Raw genomic sequence first — 18,407 nt, 5'->3', positions numbered from 1 at the left:
CTCTATCTTGGACTGCGGAACATATCGACGCACCGCGGCGGTGATTCAGGGACCGGAACGCACGGTTGGAAGGTGGCATTGAACACTCTGGTTCGCCTCTTCCCAAACCGGCTGACCTTCTGATAGTCTTCGCTTAAGCGGCACATCCTCCGATTTACACAAAAATCGTGACAGGCTCCAACGGCTCCGCGTTCGTCGACGCCTGGCTGCTGCGGGCCTGCGCAAAGCTCGGCATCCGGCTGGTCCACTCCACGCCGGGTCGCCCGCAGGGCCGCGGGAAGATCGAGCGATTCTTCCGCACGGTCCGCGACCAGTTCCTCGTCGAGATCACCGGCCAGAACACCGCCGCCGCCAGCAGCAACACCGCGGGCGGGCGGCACGAAGTCGGCGATCTGGGCGAGTTGAACCGGCTGTTCACCGCCTGGGTCGAGCAGGTCTACCACCGTCGGCCGCACGGCGAGACCGGTCTGCCGCCGCTCGCACGGTGGCAGACCGGCGGCCCGTTCCCGCTGCCCACCCCCGACGCGCTCGCCGAAGCGTTCCTCTGGGCAGAGCAGCGCACCGTCAGCAAGACCGCGCTGGTGTCGTTGCAAGGCAACAGCTACCAGGTCGACCCCGCCCTGGCCGGACGCCGCGTCGAGCTGGTGTTCGACCCGTTCGACCTCACCCGCATCGAGGTCCGCCTCGCCGGCACTCCGGTCGGGGCGGCGCTGCCACACCGGATCACCCGGCACGCCCACGTCAAGGCACGCCCCGAGACCCCGCCCACGCCGCCGGCGGCGACCGGGATCAACTACGCGCTGCTGCTCGACGACGCCCACCACACCGAACTCGCCCAACGCGTCAACTACGCCGCCCTCACCACAACCAGCCCCGCCGGGGAACTGCCCGGCCAGCTCGACCTCCTCGCCGACGCCGGCGACCCGGCCAGCGCCGGTCAGGTGACGCCGTGATCGACCGGTTGCAGGGATTCTTCGGGTTCACCCGCACCCCGTTCGGCCGTGACCTCGCCCCCGGCATGCTGCACCGCCACGCCAGTCACGGCGAGGCCGTCGCCCGGATCGGCTGGTGCATCGCCGAGCACCGCATCGGGGTGATCACCGGCGAGGTCGGCGCCGGCAAGACCGTCGCCGTCCGCGCCGCGCTCGCCGGCCTGGACCCGACCAGACACACGATCATCTACCTGCCGAACCCGACAGTCGGGGTCCGCGGCATCCACCACCAGATCGTCGCTGCCCTCGGGCACCGCCCGCTGACCCACCACGCCACCCTGGTCCCGCAGACCGTCGAGGCCCTCGCGATCGAGCAGGCCGAACGCGGCCGCACCCCCGTCCTGGTCATCGACGAGGCCCACCTGCTCGATCACGCCCAGCTGGAATCGATCCGGATGCTGACCAACCACGACATGGACTCCACCAGCCCGTTCGCCTGCCTCCTGGTCGGTCAACCAACCCTGCGACGCCGGATCAAACTCGGCGTCCTCGCCGCACTCGACCAGCGGATAGCGCTGCGCTACGCCATGCCACCCATGACCCCCGAGGAGACCAGCAGCTACCTGCGCCACCACACCACTCTCGCCGGCAGATCCGACACCCTGTTCTCCGACGACGCCGCCGCGCTGATCCACCAAACCAGCCGCGGCTACCCCCGCGCGGTCAACAACCTCGCCGTCCAAGCCCTCGTCGCAGCCTTCGCCGCGGACAAAAGCATCGTCGACGAATCCTCCACCCGCACCGCCGTCGCCGAGGTCACCACCGACTAACTAACCACCCACCCACCCGGCGCAATGACCAGCACCGCGCCACCACGACGACCAGGCCCCGTCCGGCACCCCGCCGACGGGGCCTGATCACACCGCCCACATCGTCACCCTCAATGACGCCGCCATCGTCATCCTCAACGGCGGCCAACACCGAGCAGATCACCGTCCTGGACACGCGTATCGAGGAGTTGGTCGCCCCTTTCTGCCACCAGGTGGAGCAGTTGGCTGAGATCCCCGGCATCGCCTCGATCGGCGCCGCCGAACTCATCGCGGAGATCGGGGTCGACATGACCCGCTTCCCGACCGCTGCCCACCTGGTGTCCTGGGCCAAGTTCGCGCCCGCCGTGCACGAGTCGGCCGGCACGAAGAAACAGAAGAAACGCCCGAAGGGCAACCCCTGGCTGGCGGCCACCCTCGGCAACGCCGCCGGTGCCCAGACCCGCGCCCGGACCTTCCTGGGCGCCCGCTACCGGCGCATCGCCCGACGCCGCGGCAAGGGCAAAGCCATGGTCGCCGTCGGCAACAGCATCCTGACCATCGCCTGGCACCTGCTGTCCGACCCCGACAGCCGCTTCCACGACCTCGGCGCCGACTACTACGAGACCCGGATCAACGCCGAACGCCGAGCCCGCAACCTCGCCTCCGCGCTCCAAGCCGTCACCGGCCAGAAGATCATCATCCAAGGCGGCAAAGCCATCATCGTCGAACCCGAGGCGGCCTGAACCCACAACCGCACCGTCACCCCACACCCGGCTCCGCTGCGCTGCGCCGGGTGCCTTCGGCCTGCCTACTCACCGTTGAATTTTCGGGTCAGCATCGGCGGAGCGCGGGCCGACCACGACCGACATGTCAGCTGGGTCTTGTGCTGAACCGGCGGGCCAGGCTCCGGCCCTCTCGTTCACTCCGGCCGCGACGGAACCGGCACCGGGCGGAGCAGCCAGGCGGCCCCGGCTTCCCCTGGGTCTCCCGGGGCGATCCGGTATTGCCGCAACGCGTGCAGAAGATCGACTCCCCGCAGTTCCGCGAGCTCGGCCGGAAGCTCGACGTCATGCACGGACTGATCGTGCTCCGGCCGGATCCGCACCTCGACCCGGACAGGTTGCTCGTCGGCATCCTCCCGGCCGGTTCGCCGCGAGCCCGGGAGCGTCGTTATTACCTCCTGCTCGCCGCCGGCCACCACCGCGACGACGTCTCCGCCCGCGTCCTGCACCAAGGTCACTCGCATCGAGACTCCTCACGTCAGAAGTCGACGTCGACTTCGGTGGCCAGTGGGCCGCGGTTGGTGATGCTGAGAATGTAGAAGTAGCGACCGGTCGTCGAGTCCAGCATCTTGCCGTGGAAATCGCAGACCAGTTGCGCGTCCGCAGTGCGGGGATGCGCCAACACGTACGACCCGCCCCAGTCCCCGGCGGGATTGAACGGCGTCGCGAAGGACAGCGCCGGCCGGATGGTCTGACCGGGTGCCAGCGTTCCCACGAAGTACCTGCCCATGGTCTACCCCCACGTAACGGTCACGTCAGCTTCCAGGTGATCGACGGCACGTCCATCGAGAATTGCGAGTCGGAGTTGCTGAAATAGAACAGCCCTTCGCCGCCGGTCGCGTCGTAGCCGCCGCACCAGATCCAGAGCGCGTAGAAATGGTTGCTGTCGACGTCGAACTGGGCGCTCAGCGGGAATCCCGAACTGGTCGCCTCGTCCGACGTGCCGTACCACCACGAGTCGTCGTTCCACAGGTACGTCTTTTCGTCTATCGGAGCGGTCTCGAAGTCGCCGCCGAGTGTGTAACGGCCCACGTAGATGCCGATGAAGCCGTCCGAATGAGTGCTGCAATGCCAGCAGAACGTCGTCCAGGCAAGCCGGAACGAGGGATTCGCCGAGACCTCCAGCCGGCCGTTCGCGACGGGCGGCCGGAAGAACACGCCGACGGCCGCTCGGGCGCTGGCGCCGGACGGCCCGCCGGAGGCTTGCTTCTGGTACTCGCAGAATCCGGTGGTCCGGTCCGCGGTGACCTTGCTGACCACAGCGCCGGCCGAGGTTCTGTTCGAGGTCCAGCCGTAGTCGTACGGCGGGGCGACCGTCGCCCCGATCGAGCCCGTGAAGATCCGCGAAACCTCTCGCCGCCGCTCGGGCCGGGGCAGGCTCGGCTCGAACCGGGGCGCACTATCCCGCAGCCGCCGCACCGCCTCGCCGACTTCCTCGGCGTTGCCAGCACCGCCCATCAGCGCCGTGCGGAAGTCGTCGACCGGGGCCTGCATCCGGGCGGTCCGGGCGGCGTCTGCCGCGAACTCGGCATCCAGCCGTTCCTCCATCGAACGCATGCCGGCCAGAACGGTTTCCTCTGCCGCGATTCGGCCGCCATAAAGGGAATGTACGGTGACCTGCTCGTCCAGCCCCGCCAAGGCTCCTCCCATCGATGTACGTCCCGTCGATGCTGTCACGGCTGGGCAGACTTCTCCGGCCTCCGTCGGTGATCCGACCAACGGAACCTGGGGACTGATGAGGCTCCCCCTCGGATCGCCCACTCGAGTGACTTGACCTGGTCTTTCACCTCCCGCTGGTCGCATCCTGCGATGGACGCGGCTTCGAACAGCAGCCAGCGCCGTACCTCAGGTCCTTGCCGGAGAGCCGGCCGGGGCTGCGCTTGCCGTCCGAGGAATGCACGGTGATGTCGAGGCCGACGAACCGGACCGTCCAGCAGGCTCAGAGGTATGGCCGGACCGCGTCGGCGACCTGGGTGCAGCGGAGGTACGGGACGACTTTGTGGAACTCGAACACGCCGATCGGCGCCTCCAGGTCCTCGTCGATGCCGTCGAAGGAGCGGGCCAGCCAGCGCGGGACCGCGACGAGGTCACCGGGGTCGGCGATGTTGACCCAGCGCTGCACGCCCGGGGGACGGCTGCCGCGCCCGTCAACCGGGGCGGGGTCGAGCCGGGGGAAGATGGCCGGGGGAAGGCCGAGCGGCGAGCCCAGGGTCAGGAGGAGGTCGACCTTCAGGTCCGGGTTCTGCCAGAGCGCCTCGTAGGCGACCACCGAGCCCATCGAGTGCGCGATCAGCACCGACGGACGTTCCCGCCGCACCGCGTCGGCGACCCGTTCCCGGGCGGCCTGGCGCGGAGCCGGATCGCGACCGTCGAAGTAGACCTTGATCTCCTTGAGGAAGACCGTCACGAACGCGGCGGTCAGCCGCTCGTCGAGATGACCCCGGCGGGCCATCCCGCTGATGATCTGCCGCACCGGTTTCAGCGCCCGGCCCTGGCCGGTCTCGACCCGCGGGTTCAGGGCCGCGTCCCACTCGCGCAGCCACTCCTGCTCCACGTGGTCGAGGGTCTCCGGATCCGGTGCGCCCTGCCCATAGGCGACCCGCAGGCACGAGGCGTAGTAGACGGCCCGGATGCCGGCCTTGGTCACGTCACCCAATGAGTGCGCGAGCCCGCCGCTCCAGATCTCGCTGTAGTGCCGCACCGCCTCCTCGTCGGTCCTTCCGGCGAGGTGGTTCCAGACTCCGTGCACACCGACGATTCCCGGCATCGTTCCTCCTCAGTTCGGCCGTGTCAGTTCGAGGACGAGGACCTCCGCGCCCGCCTCGACGACCACCCAGGCGCTGTCCCCCGGTCCCGGGCGGACCGTCAGGTGCCGGATCGGGCCGGGGGTCTCGACCCGGTCGATCTCCTGGCGGGTGCGCAGGTTGACCAGGCACAGCGCGCCGTTGCGGTAGCCCACGACGACCACCTCGGGGTCGCCGGGCAGCGGCGCCAGCCCGACCGGCGGGCTGTCCTGGATCGTGATCCGGTACGGGGCTTTCTCCTCCGCCTCGTGCACCAGCAGGGCGCCGGACCCCTCCGCCGTCACGACGACGACCCGCCCGTCGACCACGGTGACCACCGGTGCGGGGGCGGCGGGCGTACGGTCGGCCGATACCGGCAGACCCGTCGCGGGCATGGGCACGGCGGCGCCGGTCCGCGCGTCCACGTACGAGGTACGCCCGCCCGGGGCGGTCCGCCGTAGGAGCAGCAGCGGGCCGGCGCGCAACCAGTCCAGGTGCGGATCGTCGTGGTCGTCGGCGGTCTCGGCCACCGCCACCGCGTCCCGGTCCAGGTGGGCGATCCGCGTGCTTCCCCTCCCGGCGACGGCCACGAACAGGCCCGCATTCTCGGCGGCGACCGCGAAGGACGGCCGGGTACGTGCGGGCGCCCCGCCGCGGCCCGGCACGGCGACCAGCGCTCTGATCCGCGGCTTTCCGGCCAGTTCCACCGTTGAGCGGTGACCGGAGTCCAGGTCGACGAGGGTCACTCGGTGTCCTTCACTCGCCACGAGCGTCGCGGATCCGCTCGGCCCGGAGACACAGTCCAGGTGCTCGATCCGCCCGACCGTGTTCGCGATCGGCCGCGGCGGAACGTCGTTCTCGAGCGGGTTCCAGCCGATCAGATCCTCGCCGGCCGCCATCGCGACCAGCGGATCGTCGCCCTGCCGGACGGTGCGAAGGTGGCTGGTCCGGCGGGGCAGCGGGACCATCGCGACCTCCTGGCCGTCGGCGATCCGGTAGGTGTGGGCCGTGGACCAGCCGTCCACCACCACCAGGTACGTCCGCCCGTCGGCGACGACCACCGTGGCGGCCTGGCCGGGCCGGGGCGGCAGGACCCGCCGTCCCGACTCCAAGGCCCACACGTCGACCCAGTTGTCGCCGCCCAGCGTCACCGCGAGCACCCGGGAACCGTCGTCGGCCAGGATCAGCTCCCACAACGGGCGCCCGCAGTCCAGCGGCTCGGCGTAGGTGTCCCCCTTGGCGGTCCAGCACTCGATCATGTGCCGGTCGGTGACCGCAGCGATCACCAGATCGTCCCGCCACCGGACAACGGCCACCTGGTTCGCCACCCGGTTGCGCGCGGCACCGGAACCGGCCTTCGCGCCGCCCGGCGCCGACGTGACCTGCACACTCCGCCCGGCCACGCTGACCAGGAGCCGCTCGGTGCCGGAGCCGCCGGCCGACAGGGCGGTCACGCCGCGCTGGTGGCCGGCCACCGCGCCGGGCACCAGCTGGCCGGACCCGGCGTCGTAGGCGACGACTTCCCCGTCCTCGACGGTGACCAGGATGAGCTTGTCCAGGCCGGGTGGGTGTCCGGTGGCCGGCCGGGACGTGCCGGCCAACCAACGGGGGCGCCAGGACAGGGCAGGCTCACCGGGCAGCTCGGCGAAGCCGCGGGCGAGGTCATGGGCGCCGTGCCGGGCGGCCACGACGGCGAGCTCGAACCGGGCGTTCTCCCGGGCGCCGATCAGGTCGAGCTCCCGCGCCCGGCGCGCCACCGCGAGGGCCGCCACGGCGGTCTCGTCCGGCGGCAGTCGGCCGTCGCCCTGGGCGTCCAGGAGCTGGCCGGCGTTCTCGATGAGGAAGGCGGCGTTCCCGAGCAGCTCGCGGTGCCGGCCGGCCGCGACCGCATGGTCGAGCACGCGCCGGCGGGCGTAGGCAGTGGTGTACCGCCAGGCCGGCGCGCGGCCGGGCTCGCCGACCGCGCGGTAGATCCCCTCCAGAACGGCCGGCGCGTCGGCGTCGGCGCGGAGCGCGCGGACCAGCGCGGGATGGCGCAGCCTGTAGACCCGGCCGTCGGCGCTTTGCGAGATCGTCAGATAGCGGCGCAGCTCGTGCAGCACGGCGGCGACGCGCTCGGGGGTGAGCGGGTCCACCCCAGAGGACGTTCCGGCGGCCAGCGCGATCGCCACGCACCGGAGGACGCCGATCGGTATGCCGTCCCCCTCGGCACACGCCAGGGCGGTCGCTACCGGCCGTGCCCAGGAGCCGGTCGGGCCCGCCAGCTCCAGCGCCCAGACGACGGTCATCGCCCGGGACAGCTGGGTGCCGAGCAGCGTCGGGCCGGACCCGCTCGCGGCCGCTCGGCCGTGGACCGCGGCCGCCAGGTAGGCACCGAACCGGTCCGTCGCCGTAACGTCCACGGCCAGGGAATCGGCAGCCAAGGAGTCAGCAGCCGGGGAATCGGCGGCCAGGGCCTCCGCGGCGGCGCGTGCGAACGCCGTCCACTGCGGGCCGGTGCGACCCTCCCGCTCGCCCAGGAGTTCGAGGAAGGCGAGCAGATCGGCCGGGTCGACCGCGTCGAGGTCGGTGGTGACCATCGTGGCCGGGAACGGACCACGGAGGGCGTGGGCGCCGATCAGCATGCGGCAGGCCGGTCCTCCCGAAGTGTTGCGGCCCGACGCCAAGGGTCGCAGGAGCCGCGCTTCCACAGCGGGCGGGTCGACCGCCTGGTCGAGTCCGTCGAGGACCAGGGTGACCGGGCGGGCGCGGCCCAGGACGGCGTTGACGAGCGTCTCGGAGTGTCCGCCGACGGGGTGCCCGACCAACTGTCGCCCGATCGCGTCCACCGCCTGCGGCAGGTCCGCGCCGGCCAGGTTGACCGCTACGAGCTCCGCCGTCCCGGGCACGGCGACGCCCGGGTCCACGCCGAGCTCGGCGCGCAGCTCGGGGTGTGCGTGGCGGACAACGTGGGCAAGCAGGGTGGAGACGCCCGCGCCGGGGGCGCCGGTGACCAGGTGAACCGGCGCGGCGGTCGGATCGGCCAGCCAGGCCGCGAGGCGCGCGAGCTCGGCGACGCGGCCGGTGAACAGGCCCTCCACCTCGGAAACGGTTCCCGGGATGACACTGCCCGAAAGGAGGAAGGACCGTAGGTCGGACGATATCGGGGAACGGTCGCCGGAGGAGCTCCACGAATCGGGCTGCACGACTCCGCGAACCGGGAAAAATGGCAACCAGCGGTTCGCGCCGAGCGAGACCGGGGTGGTCACGACATCCTGCGGATCGGCGAGGTCGTTCTTTTCCAATTCGTTGATGTTCTTGACGAGCTCGCGGGTCAGCACGTCCAGCGGGAGAATTCCGTCGGGGTCGTACGGGTCGAACTCCGCCAGTGCCGCGGCCACGCCGAAAACATCGGTCAATGCCTCGGTGAATCGGGCGTTGTACGCCTTCTGGTGGTCGGCGGCGGCGCAGATCGCGTAGGCCCGGCCGTCCGGCGTGCCGCCGGTGCGCCACTGCCCGGCGACGGCCCGGCCGGCGAAGCAGAGGTCGAGCAGGAACAACGCGTACGGGCGGTCCCGATGCGAGGTGAAACGGCCGGTCGACGCCTCGGCCCGGTCGAGCCACCGGCCCGCATCGGCGTTGAAGTCCCGGACCCCGTCCTCGCCGAGCACGTAGTAGCCGCCGTTGTGGCCGTCCGGCTCGCCGTGGCTGAGAACGTGGACGAGCACCACGTCGTCGGCGCCGTGCTCGTCGAGCAGCTTCTCGACCGCGGCGGCTATGCCGGCGCTGGTGCGGTCGGCCGGCTCGCGGACCTCGTAGCCGAACCGGGTGAGCTGCTCGCGCAGCCGGCGCACCCGGCCGGCGAACGGCAGGGAACCGAGCGCGAACAGGTCGGGCTCGCCGTGCTCGTCCCGCCGCTCGGCGAACTCCTCGACGTGGACGAGCAGCGCCGTCCGGCGACCGCCGCCCGGCCCGCTCATCGACTGTCCGCTCATCGGCGCAATGATCGGGCCGATCCCATGCGGAATAGTTCCACCGTTCGGACAGTATGGGAAACCGTCCGTCCTAACTCGACCAGGCGATTGACCTCTATGAGTGAATTTCTGTAGGGTCCCGCAGGTCGGCACCGAAGTCTACCGTCGCCAGCACGGCAATTGCCAACATCGAAGGCATTCACTAACAGGTGAAAATGAATGATCAATGAGCGCTCATCGCACCCTCCGTACGGGCCGACAATTGTCGGGTGGTTGTCATTGATCGTCGCTGTTCTCCTGGCCGCGAAATTCCGGGGAACGCAATTCACCGGCTGGCATTGGTGCGGCTGGGCGCTCGGTGGCGTCCTGACCATCGCGTGCGTGGCCTGGTACCGGGTGGTCGACCAGCGGCGCCGTCAGCGGCCTGACTACTCCCGGCCGCCGCGCAGCGGCCAGGGCGTCGTCGCTGCCGCGGTTCTCGGCGTCGTCGCCGGCCTTGTGCACGCGTACCAGGTGGCACTGTGGTACGTCGGATGAGGGCGGTCCGCCTGCTGATCGTGGGCTTTCTGGCCGCGGCCGCCGCCGGCCTGGGCGTCCCGGGGCCGGGCGTCGCCGGGGCCCCGGCCGGGCTGGCCAGCCTCGCGTCGTGCCTGCAGAGCCGCCCGGTCCTGCACGTGCTCATGGTCTTCGACACCTCGGGCAGCATCAAGACGACGGACCCGGAGGGCGAGCGCCTGACCGCGGCCGACATCGCCCTGGATCAGCTCGGCCACCTCAGCCACCCCGACCAGCCCGGGAAGGTCCCCATCGACGTCTCGGTCCGGTGGGCCGTGTTCAACACCGGCTTCCAGCCGCTCGGCGACTGGCACCGGCCCGACCGGGCGTCGCGCGCCACCGACCGCGCGGCCCTCGGGGCCGCGCCGCTCACGGGCGACACGGACTACGTCACCGCCCTCCGGGAGTCGCGCGGGTTGCTGGCCGAGCGCGCCGCGCAGGACAACGGGGAGACCCCACCGTGCCAGATGTTGGTGTGGTTCACCGACGGCAAGTACGAGCCCGTCGACAGCCACCGGCGCGACTTCGACGACCGGGTGCGTGCGGGCAAGCATGAGCTGTGCGACGGCGGCGGCGTCATGGACCAACTGCGGCAGGACGGGGTCAATGTGATCACCGTCGGGCTGATCAAAGGAAAGGACCAGCCCGACGAGGTGTTCCTCCGCCAGATCAGCGGGGTCGAGAAGGGATGCGGCAGGCCGGCGGCCGACGCGGAGGGTGAATACCTGCGCGCGACCAACGCGAAGGACCTGGCCAAGATCTTCTTCGGGATCGGCGATCCCCCCGCGAATCCGCCGATCCCCTGCGCGCCCGTGCGGCTCGGCTGCACGTTCGAGCTGGAACCGGGCCTGCGCAGCTTCGCCCTCCTGATCGAGCCGGGCACGCCTGGCACCCAGGTCAAGCTCGAGCCACCGTCCGGCGCCGCCGCGCCGTTGCCGGGTCCCGGCTGGGAGAACCCGGTCGAGGTCGGCGGCGCGCAGCTCACCTGGCAGTGGTACGGCGACGACGGGACCCCGCTGGTCATCGTCCGGGGCACGCTGCCACCCGACGACCCGTCGTGGGCCGGTCGGTGGACGGTACGGCTGCACGGCGCCGGCGCGAACCGGGTCACCGGCTCGATCTACCTGTTCAGCGGTCAGGTGCCGCGGATCGAGAACGCCGCTCACTTCGTACGCAATCGGCCTTGGGTCTTTGAAGTGACGACCCGGAACCCCGATGCGCGGCTTCCGGGAGGCCCGCCGGGCGGACCACCGCCGGTCCTCGTCGTGAGCGTCGTCTCCCCCTCCGACGGCAAGAGCGCCGTCGTGGCGCGGGACGTGAAGCGCGAGGCGGACGACCGGTGGGCCGTGACTTTCCAAGCGCCCGATCAGTGGCACGGCAGCCGGGTCGAGGTACATCTCAAGCTCGACGTGCGGACCAGTGCGGGATATGAGATCGGGCCGCCGGAGATCGTCGTGCCGGTCTCGGTGACCTCCAGCGTGACGGTCGCGCGGCCCGTTTTCGCGGCCCTGCACGGATCCGGCGACCGCAAGGCCACGCTGGCGATCACCGCCGACGACGCCGAGCGGTGCGTGTGGGTCGACGGCGGTGGACTCGACCTGGCGACGGGGGCGGATGTCGGGCCGGTCGCCGTGCGGGCCAAGGGATCCGGCCACGACCGGGACAGCTGCCTGCGGATAGCCGCCGGCCAGACCGGGACGATCGGTCTGACGGCGAGCTTCACCCAGAAGCGCGGATGGACCGGGCTGGCCAAGGGCGACCTGACCGTACGGAGTGCTGGCTCCTCCGGCCCCGACGACGAGCTGCTGGTGCCCGTCCGGCTCAACGTCGGGCCCGGCATCACGAGGAAACCGCCGGTCTACGTCGCGGTCGGCTGCATGCTGGCGCTCAGCGCGTTGCCGCTCGCCCTGTTCGCCCTCTTCAACCGGCTGGTGCTGACCCGGGTGGACGGCCGGCAACGGCAGGCGGCCCCCTACAAGCTGTATGCGAGCTGGCGGCCCGGGACCGATCGCGTCGACCTCCGCGAGGACGGCCGGCCCTGGCGGCCGACCGGCGAGGACTTCCGGCCGGTGCGGACGAGCCGGCGATCCTTCCGGGTCGGCTCGATCGTTTTCCGCGCCCGCGTGCCGTGGCGGCACCCGTTCCATGTCCCGGAGACCGGGCCGGTGGCCGGCCCCGACGGCCGCCGCGTCGAGACCCGCCCGGTCGGCGTTCCCGGCGAGCCGGACTTCAACTGCGTGGCCGTCGCCGGCCGGCCCGCCGAGTCGATGGCCGCGGACGCGGAGGTCCCCGTCGACGTCGCCGTCGTGCTGGACGTCCACGACCGGCTCACGCCGCAGCGCACCGCCCAGATCGTGGAGCAGGCGACCGACGCCGTGCGGAACCTGCTCCCCCGGCAACGCCCCGAATCCGATCCCGAGTCCGACTCCCGGACCTAGACCACTGGAGCGATCATGGTCCAACGCTTTCTGTTCATCGGTGTCGGTGGTTCCGGCGGTGACACCCTGCGCTACCTGTACCAGGAGTTGCTCACGAGGCTGAACCGGATCGGCATCGCCGAGATGCCGACGGGATGGCAGTTCCTGCACATCGACGCGGCGGTGGTCAGCGAGGAGTCGCCCGAGCTGCCCGCCCTGCCGATCTCGTCGTACCGCTCGCTGGTCGCCCCGAACCTCACCTACGGCACGGTGACCCGGGCGATCGATCGGCTCAACGACCCGGCCGCGCTCGAGCACGCATGGCTGCCCGAGGCCCACGAGGTGCATGTCGCGGTGCAGCACGGCGCCGGCCAGTTCCGGGCAATCGGCCGCGCCCTCACCCTGTACGCGAAGGTGCGGATCCGCGACGCCGTCGCGGCCGCGGTGAGCCGCCTGGAGGGCAACGAGGCCGAGCAGAGCCTCACCCGCGTCCAGGAGGCGATGCGGGGCGAGGCGGTCAGCGCCGCCAACGTCGCCCCGCCCGCGGTGGTCGTGGTGTCCTCGCTGGCCGGCGGCACCGGGGCCGGCGCCTTCCTGGACGTCTGCGACGTGCTGCACGACCTGGGACGGCCCTGGGCGGCGGACTCCGCGGCAGTGCTCTACGCGCCGGACGTGTTCCACAGCCTGAGCCAGGACAAGCGCCAGGGTGTCCAGGCGAACGCCCTGGCCGCCATCTCCGAGCTGGCGGCCGCCCACTGGAACACGATGGCCGACGGCGAGCGCGCCGACGGGCAGCTCCTGCGCCGGCCGGGCGAGCCTGCCCGGCGCGGACCGGCCCGGTCGTTCGTCATCGGGTCGGGCAACGAGGTGCTGCCCTTCGAGGAGCAGAAGGAGGTGTTCGCGGCCGTCGCCCGGACCCTGACCGCGTGGGCGATGAGCCCCTCGATCCAGCAGCAGTACCTCGCCTACGTCTGGGGCAACTGGCAGCAGGCCGCCACCGGCGCCGACCCGATGGGCCTGGTTCCCGGCAATGTGGAGGCGCCGTTCTCCTCCCTCGGCTACTCCAGCGTCGGCCTCGGCCGCGAGCAGTTCCACGTGTACGCGGCGCAGTGCATCGGCCGGCTGGCGGCCGAGCGGCTGCTGCACGGCGCGGGCGGCGCCGCCGCCGACGACCCGGCGCACATCGACCGGGACACACGCATCCAGCGCCGGTGGCCGAGCTTCCTGATGGCCCTGCAGCTGGACAGCCCGGGCGAGCGGACCGCGGGCGCCTTCCTGGAGCGGCTCGCCCCGCCGCGGCGCGGCGCCGTGCGCCAGGAGTGCGACTCGATCCAGCAGCAGTACCGGGACAAGATGTACTCGCTGCCCGAGTGGCGGAGCATTCTGCGGGCCCGGATCGACGAGCGGCGGGAGCGCTTCGTCAAGGACCAGGAGGAGCAGACCGTCGAGAACGCACACCAGTGGACGGCCGACATCCAGAAGCGGCTGCTGCGCGAGGTCGAGGAGATCCTGCTGACCGACGGCCTGCCGGTGGCGCTGGGGCTCGTCGAGCGGGTCGGGCGGCTGATCGACGACGACCTGATCCTCCGCCTCGAGGGCGAGGCCCTCCAGGATGCCGCGCGGGCCGAGCGGTACGGCGACGAGATCAACGAAGCCCTGGGCGAGGAGGCGCGCGGCATGTTCCGGCGCCGCTCGAACACATTCCCGGTCTCCAGCCTGCGGGTGGAGACCGCGCTCACCGCCGGCGCGGAGGCGGCGTTCGGCCGGGCCAGCGACGCGCAGGCCCGCCGGACGGCCGCTGAGTTGCTCGGCGACCTGCGCCGCTACCTGCTCAAACCGTTCGAGCGGGCCCTCGCGGACGGCCTGGCGATGCTGCGCCGGGACGCTCAGAGCGTCCCGGGCGGCAAGGTGTCGATGGTCGGCCAATGGCCGTCGGAGCCGTCGTACGCCGTGCCGGCCGTCCTGCACCCGCGCCCGAACCAGTTCCTCATCGACCCCGTCACGAGCTACCCGGCCGAGCTCGCCCGGCTGCTGCAGGACACGGCGGCCGGCGAGGAGGATCCCTTCTACTTCGCGGTGAAGCAGGTGATCCTGGGCAGCGGCCCGCTGGTGTCGGGCCGGGCGGGCGCCGAGACCTCCCGGGCGCTGATCGTCGCGTCCCGGAACTGGCAGCCCGAGCTGGCCCGGGTCTGGAGCGATAACCGCCAGATGGAGCAGACCGCGGTCTTCGAGGTGCGCATCACCGGCGAGGACCTGCTGCAGCGCGCCCGGCGCTGGTGCGGCGACGACCAGATCGCCATCGGCGCCTACATCCACCAGTCGCTCCAGGACGCGCTGGGCCGGAACACCCCGTCGCTCGACGAGCGCCAGCGGCTGTCCCGCTTCGATTCCGCGTTCACGGCGGCGATCCGCGCGTCGGCCCCGCTGGTCCGGCTGGATCCCGGCTTCCAGGCGCTGGCCGGCGGCGAGAACGCCCCGGCGCAGCAGCCGCTGATCACCGCCATCCCGCTGGTCGAGGGTACCGAGGCGTACCGCACCGCGCTCGGCGTGCTGACCAACGTCGGCAACTTCCCGGCGGAGCTGGCCGCGCGCCGGTTCGACGAGGCGGGGCCCGCGGAGATCGAGATGACCACCTTCCTCGACCGCCCGTACCACCACGCCGCGTTCGAGTCGCTGACCCGGCCGATCCTGGAGGACTGGGAGGCGCACCGGCGGATCGGCCGGGAGGCGGTCTTCTCGCACTGGCGCCGCGCCCGGCCGCTGCCCGAGGCGGTCCCGGTCGACCCCGGCACCCGGCTGCGCATCGTCCGCGGCTTCTTCATCGCCTATGTCGACGAAATGATCGACGTGGATGCCCAGGGGCGGCGGGTCACCATCAAGTACGGCGACAAACTCGCGTTCCCCGAGCCGCTCCTCGGTCCGCCGGTGACGCCGCTCAACCCGTTCGACTGTCTCGCCGCGCTGCTGGAGTCGATGTCGCTGGCGCTCGTCGCCGCCACCAACAACGACGAGCCGCTCATGGCCTACCGGGTCCTGGCCCTGCTGGGCGACAACGCCAGCGCCGCGTCGAGCACGGCGTACCAGGATTTCCGGGCCCTGCTCACCGAGGCCGAGGAGAACTACCCGCTGGAGGGTCCGATGCGCCGCAAGCGCGCCTGGGAGATCCGCCGCGACATCCACCGCGCGCTCGAGGGCCTCATCCGCGGCGCGAGCGAGGACCGATGAGCACGCCGCCCGACGCCGATGTCGCCGTCATCCTCGCTGTTACCCCCGGCCACGGGGACATCGTCCGTGTGGTCGAGAGCTGGACGGCCGCCGGCCTGCTGCGGACCTCGCTGCTGATCACCGACGAGGTGCTGAGCGGCCCGGTGCCGGCCGCCGACGCGCTCCAGGTACGCCGGATCTCGCCGTCCGAGACCGTGTCGGATTCGCTGCTGGCCAGCATCGGCACCCGCAAGCTGCGGCTGGTGCGGTTCGTGGCGGTCCGGCCCGTGTCGGCCGAGCCTCTGCCGGAGGCCGGCGGCGACAAGCTCAACGAGCTCGTCGAGGTGATCGAACGGAGCCTGTCCGACTGGACCCGGCTGATCCGGCTCAACATCGTCGTCCCGCGTGGCGGCGTCGCGCTGCCCGTACCCGCGTTGCTGGAACCCCGGTGGGACGTCAACGTCGTCGTCTCGGCGGAGGACCGGCCCAGCGACGACGCCATGGATCACGGCGTGAGCCGGGCGGCCACGTTCCCACCGCACGCGGCGCTCGCCTGCGCGACCGCGGGCGGGCTCTGGGTGCATCAGCCCGCCGCGCCGTTCGACACCGCCGACGCGACCCGGGTCGCGGGCAACCATCGCCGGATCGTGGTGGCCCGCAACGCGGTGCGGCTGGTCGACAACCGCGACCTCAGCGACCGGGTGATCAACAAGATCGTCCGCGCCGACACCACGGCGCTGCTCCCTCCCGACCTCGTCGACCGAGGCGACCGTCTGGTTCGCAGTTCCGCGCGGATGGTCGAGTCGGTGGCGACGGCGTTCCGGCAGAACGTCGACGAGCGTCCGTTCGACTACCACCCGGTGCCCGAGCCGGCCGGCCGGGAGCTGCAGCGGCGCCGGCGGACTGGATCGGCCGTCTCCCGCGCCATCCGGCAGCTGGTGCGGCGCCGGGCCGAGGCGATCGTCGCGCCGGCCCGCGACCTGACCGAGCCGGTCGTCGAGTGGCTGACGAAATCGCGGCCCGACATCACCGACGAGCGCGACTCATGGAACCTCACCAGGATCCCGCCCACGCCGTGGCGGGTCCACGAGATCGCCCTCTCGGCGCCGGACCTGCTGCCCAAGCGAGCGCCGGCGCCGGCTTCCGCCTGGCGGCCGCTGCGGCAGATGTGCTTCGGCCTGATCGACGCCGGCGAGCAACCCGACGAGGTCCAGGCGGTCGTCGGGGGCCGGCGGCCGGTGGTGTCGAACGCGCGCTGGATCGTGCCCTCCCCGGTCGAATCCTTCCAGTTCACGCCGGAGGAGTCCGAAGCCCTCATCGCGGTCGGCTGGCCCTGTGGCACCGTGCGCGCCACCGACCTGAACGCCGCCCGGCATGTTCGCCAGCGGCTGGCCCGGGCGGTCAAGGAAGCCGAGGCGGGGAAGGACGGGGAGCTGCCGGAGACCGTCCAGAGCCGGATCGCCGTGCTGCGGGGCTGTCAGGCCAAGTTCGTCAAGTGGGACGACCGGGAACGGGCCAAGTCGCTCATCGGCCACCTGAGCGAACACGTCAGCGAGCAGCTGGCGATCACCCGTAAGGACCTCGACCGGCGCGCCGCGGAATACAAACGGACCAACGACGAGCGGCGGCGCCTCCATAGCGAGCTGAACAAGTCTTTCGCCGACGTGCGGAAGAACCGGTGGGTGGGCCCGTCGGCCGGAGTGTTGTCCGCCGCCGCCGTCGCATCGGTCGTCCTGCTTCCGCTGCCCATCGCCGGCGTGGTGGCGCTGCTGGCGCTGATCGCCGTCGGCTGGTGGGGCGGGCGGATGGCCGGTTACCTCGCCCGGGAGATCCGCCTGGAGAACGAGCTCGCCGGCGTCGAGGACCAGCGCCGGGCCATCGTCGCGGCGGTGGAGCGCTGGCCCACCGAGGCCGACCGGCTCGCCTCGGTCTACGACGTCCTGACCGACTGGGGCGAGATCATCGGTTGGATGGTGCACAAGCCGTTCGGCCGGGGTGAGGAGCCGACGGCCGGGCTCCGGCTCGACACCGAGCACCTGCCGCAGGCCTTCCAGTTCAGCATCGCGGACGAGGACACAACGGTCGACCGGCTGATCCAGCGCACTCTGAAGGACACCTTCGGCAAGGGCTGGGTGATGAAGCTCTACGCGGCGGTCAAGGATCGCGTCATGGGCGGCACGCCCGGCGCGGAGAGCACCGAGGACAACCCCGACTACGCGCCGGCGCTCGTCAGTTCGGAGGACGACCCGAACGCGACCGGACCGGTCAAACATCCCGCGACGCCGACCGCGGAGCCGTTCGGGGAGTACGCCGACGTCTACGAGGACTCCGGGGTCTTCAACGCCCGGACCCGGCTGATCGGGCACTTCCGGGACAGCCGCTGCGGCGCGGAGGCACGCCGGCTGACGAGTTCCCTCATCCGCGAGGGGATCCGGCGGGTGCCGGTCGAGGACCTGGCCGAAAAGGTGACGGTCCGCCGGGGCGGCCAGGAGACGGAGGTGGTGGCGATGACCGACTTCCTGGAGAGCGTGCTGCCGCGGCCGAACGGCGACCTGCTTTGCCCCCAGCTGGCCGCGTCCACGTTCACCCTGCAGGGCAAGATGCGCGAACGGGGCACCGTGGAACAGGTCCAGCTCTGGAAGCCCCAGCCGGTAACGGTCGCCGGGGGCGCGAGTCCCGATCCCCGCGTGGTCGTCATCCCGGACACCAGCACGGCGGCCGACACCGGACCGGGCGGGCATCTGCTTCAGGTGACCCGGCTCGACCTGTCGCCGGACTGCGAGCCCGAGGACATCGTGCTCTTTGCACCTCCGGACGACACACCGAATGTCTAGACACCTTCCGGGTTGGGGGTCTGGGCGACCGGCGACACCGCAGCCGCCTGGGGCCGCCCTGGACACCGCGTCGGCGCATCCGACAGTCAACGATGACGGGCACAACGCGGCCAGCTCCCTGCAACGCACTGTCAGACC

12 protein-coding genes are annotated in these 18,407 nt (G+C 71.6%); 7 read left to right on the top strand and 5 right to left on the bottom strand.

The window, feature by feature from the left end; all coding sequences use genetic code 11:
• Positions 1–167 precede the first annotated feature (167 nt).
• The 3 genes from ACFQS1_RS25505 to ACFQS1_RS25495 all read left to right on the top strand — a co-directional run bounded on the left by ACFQS1_RS25505 (position 168) and on the right by ACFQS1_RS25495 (position 2,484).
• Positions 168–953, top strand: coding sequence for a Mu transposase C-terminal domain-containing protein (locus ACFQS1_RS25505; protein WP_378972839.1), 786 nt, complete (start codon positions 168–170; stop codon positions 951–953).
• Entirely contained in the window at positions 950–1,762 is an 813-nt protein-coding gene (locus tag ACFQS1_RS25500; protein ID WP_378972837.1) for an ExeA family protein, read from the top strand. Before ACFQS1_RS25505 ends, ACFQS1_RS25500 begins: the two co-directional genes overlap by 4 nt.
• A 113-nt stretch (positions 1,763–1,875) precedes the next feature.
• On the top strand, positions 1,876–2,484 hold the full coding sequence (locus ACFQS1_RS25495) for a transposase (protein WP_378972834.1): 609 nt from the start codon (positions 1,876–1,878) through the stop codon (positions 2,482–2,484).
• 176 nt (positions 2,485–2,660) lie between these two features.
• On the opposite strand, the gene ACFQS1_RS25490 is transcribed toward ACFQS1_RS25495, so the two are convergent.
• The 5 genes from ACFQS1_RS25490 to ACFQS1_RS25470 form a co-directional block, all read right to left on the bottom strand.
• A complete protein-coding gene (locus ACFQS1_RS25490; protein ID WP_378972832.1) occupies positions 2,661–2,987 on the bottom strand; it encodes a hypothetical protein in 327 nt (108 codons plus the stop codon).
• 14 nt (positions 2,988–3,001) lie between these two features.
• Complete coding sequence (locus ACFQS1_RS25485; protein WP_378972829.1) at positions 3,002–3,253, bottom strand: hypothetical protein; 252 nt, start codon at positions 3,251–3,253, stop codon at positions 3,002–3,004.
• Positions 3,254–3,273: 20 nt separating this feature from the next.
• A complete protein-coding gene (locus ACFQS1_RS25480; RefSeq protein WP_378972826.1) occupies positions 3,274–4,284 on the bottom strand; it encodes a hypothetical protein in 1,011 nt (336 codons plus the stop codon).
• Between the two features lie 178 nt (positions 4,285–4,462).
• Positions 4,463–5,290, bottom strand: coding sequence for an alpha/beta hydrolase family protein (locus ACFQS1_RS25475; RefSeq protein ID WP_378972823.1), 828 nt, complete (start codon positions 5,288–5,290; stop codon positions 4,463–4,465).
• A gap of 9 nt (positions 5,291–5,299) precedes the next feature.
• Complete coding sequence (locus tag ACFQS1_RS25470; protein WP_378972821.1) at positions 5,300–9,280, bottom strand: caspase family protein; 3,981 nt, start codon at positions 9,278–9,280, stop codon at positions 5,300–5,302.
• Positions 9,281–9,532: 252 nt separating this feature from the next.
• Between ACFQS1_RS25470 and ACFQS1_RS25465 the strand changes: the two genes are divergently transcribed.
• Genes ACFQS1_RS25465 through ACFQS1_RS25450 form a run of 4 tightly spaced genes read left to right on the top strand, consistent with a single transcriptional unit; the run spans position 9,533 to position 18,269 of the window.
• Positions 9,533–9,796 (top strand): hypothetical protein, encoded by a 264-nt coding sequence (locus ACFQS1_RS25465; protein ID WP_378972819.1) that lies wholly within the window; start codon positions 9,533–9,535, stop codon positions 9,794–9,796.
• Positions 9,793–12,252: a vWA domain-containing protein gene (locus tag ACFQS1_RS25460; protein ID WP_378972817.1), complete on the top strand. Its 2,460-nt coding sequence runs from the start codon at positions 9,793–9,795 to the stop codon at positions 12,250–12,252. The genes ACFQS1_RS25465 and ACFQS1_RS25460 overlap by 4 nt, the downstream gene beginning before the upstream one ends.
• A 15-nt stretch (positions 12,253–12,267) precedes the next feature.
• Positions 12,268–15,456: a tubulin-like doman-containing protein gene (locus tag ACFQS1_RS25455; protein WP_378972814.1), complete on the top strand. Its 3,189-nt coding sequence runs from the start codon at positions 12,268–12,270 to the stop codon at positions 15,454–15,456.
• Positions 15,453–18,269: a hypothetical protein gene (locus ACFQS1_RS25450; protein WP_378972812.1), complete on the top strand. Its 2,817-nt coding sequence runs from the start codon at positions 15,453–15,455 to the stop codon at positions 18,267–18,269. The genes ACFQS1_RS25455 and ACFQS1_RS25450 overlap by 4 nt, the downstream gene beginning before the upstream one ends.
• Positions 18,270–18,407: the final 138 nt, after the last annotated feature.

This window comes from Paractinoplanes rhizophilus (assembly GCF_042664765.1).
Lineage (GTDB): Bacteria > Actinomycetota > Actinomycetes > Mycobacteriales > Micromonosporaceae > Actinoplanes > Actinoplanes rhizophilus.
This window is presented reverse-complemented; position numbering and strand designations above follow the sequence as displayed.

Excerpts from the sequence above, each read along its gene's own strand:
- ACFQS1_RS25495 (WP_378972834.1), top strand. The coding sequence starts at position 1,876 with ATGACGCCGCCATCGTCATCCTCAACGGCGGCCAACACCGAGCAGATC.
- ACFQS1_RS25490 (WP_378972832.1), bottom strand. The coding sequence starts at position 2,987 with ATGCGAGTGACCTTGGTGCAGGACGCGGGCGGAGACGTCGTCGCGGTG.
- ACFQS1_RS25485 (WP_378972829.1), bottom strand. The coding sequence starts at position 3,253 with ATGGGCAGGTACTTCGTGGGAACGCTGGCACCCGGTCAGACCATCCGG.
- ACFQS1_RS25475 (WP_378972823.1), bottom strand. The coding sequence starts at position 5,290 with ATGCCGGGAATCGTCGGTGTGCACGGAGTCTGGAACCACCTCGCCGGA.
- ACFQS1_RS25470 (WP_378972821.1), bottom strand. The coding sequence starts at position 9,280 with ATGAGCGGACAGTCGATGAGCGGGCCGGGCGGCGGTCGCCGGACGGCG.
- ACFQS1_RS25460 (WP_378972817.1), top strand. The coding sequence starts at position 9,793 with ATGAGGGCGGTCCGCCTGCTGATCGTGGGCTTTCTGGCCGCGGCCGCC.
- ACFQS1_RS25455 (WP_378972814.1), top strand. The coding sequence starts at position 12,268 with ATGGTCCAACGCTTTCTGTTCATCGGTGTCGGTGGTTCCGGCGGTGAC.
- ACFQS1_RS25450 (WP_378972812.1), top strand. The coding sequence starts at position 15,453 with ATGAGCACGCCGCCCGACGCCGATGTCGCCGTCATCCTCGCTGTTACC.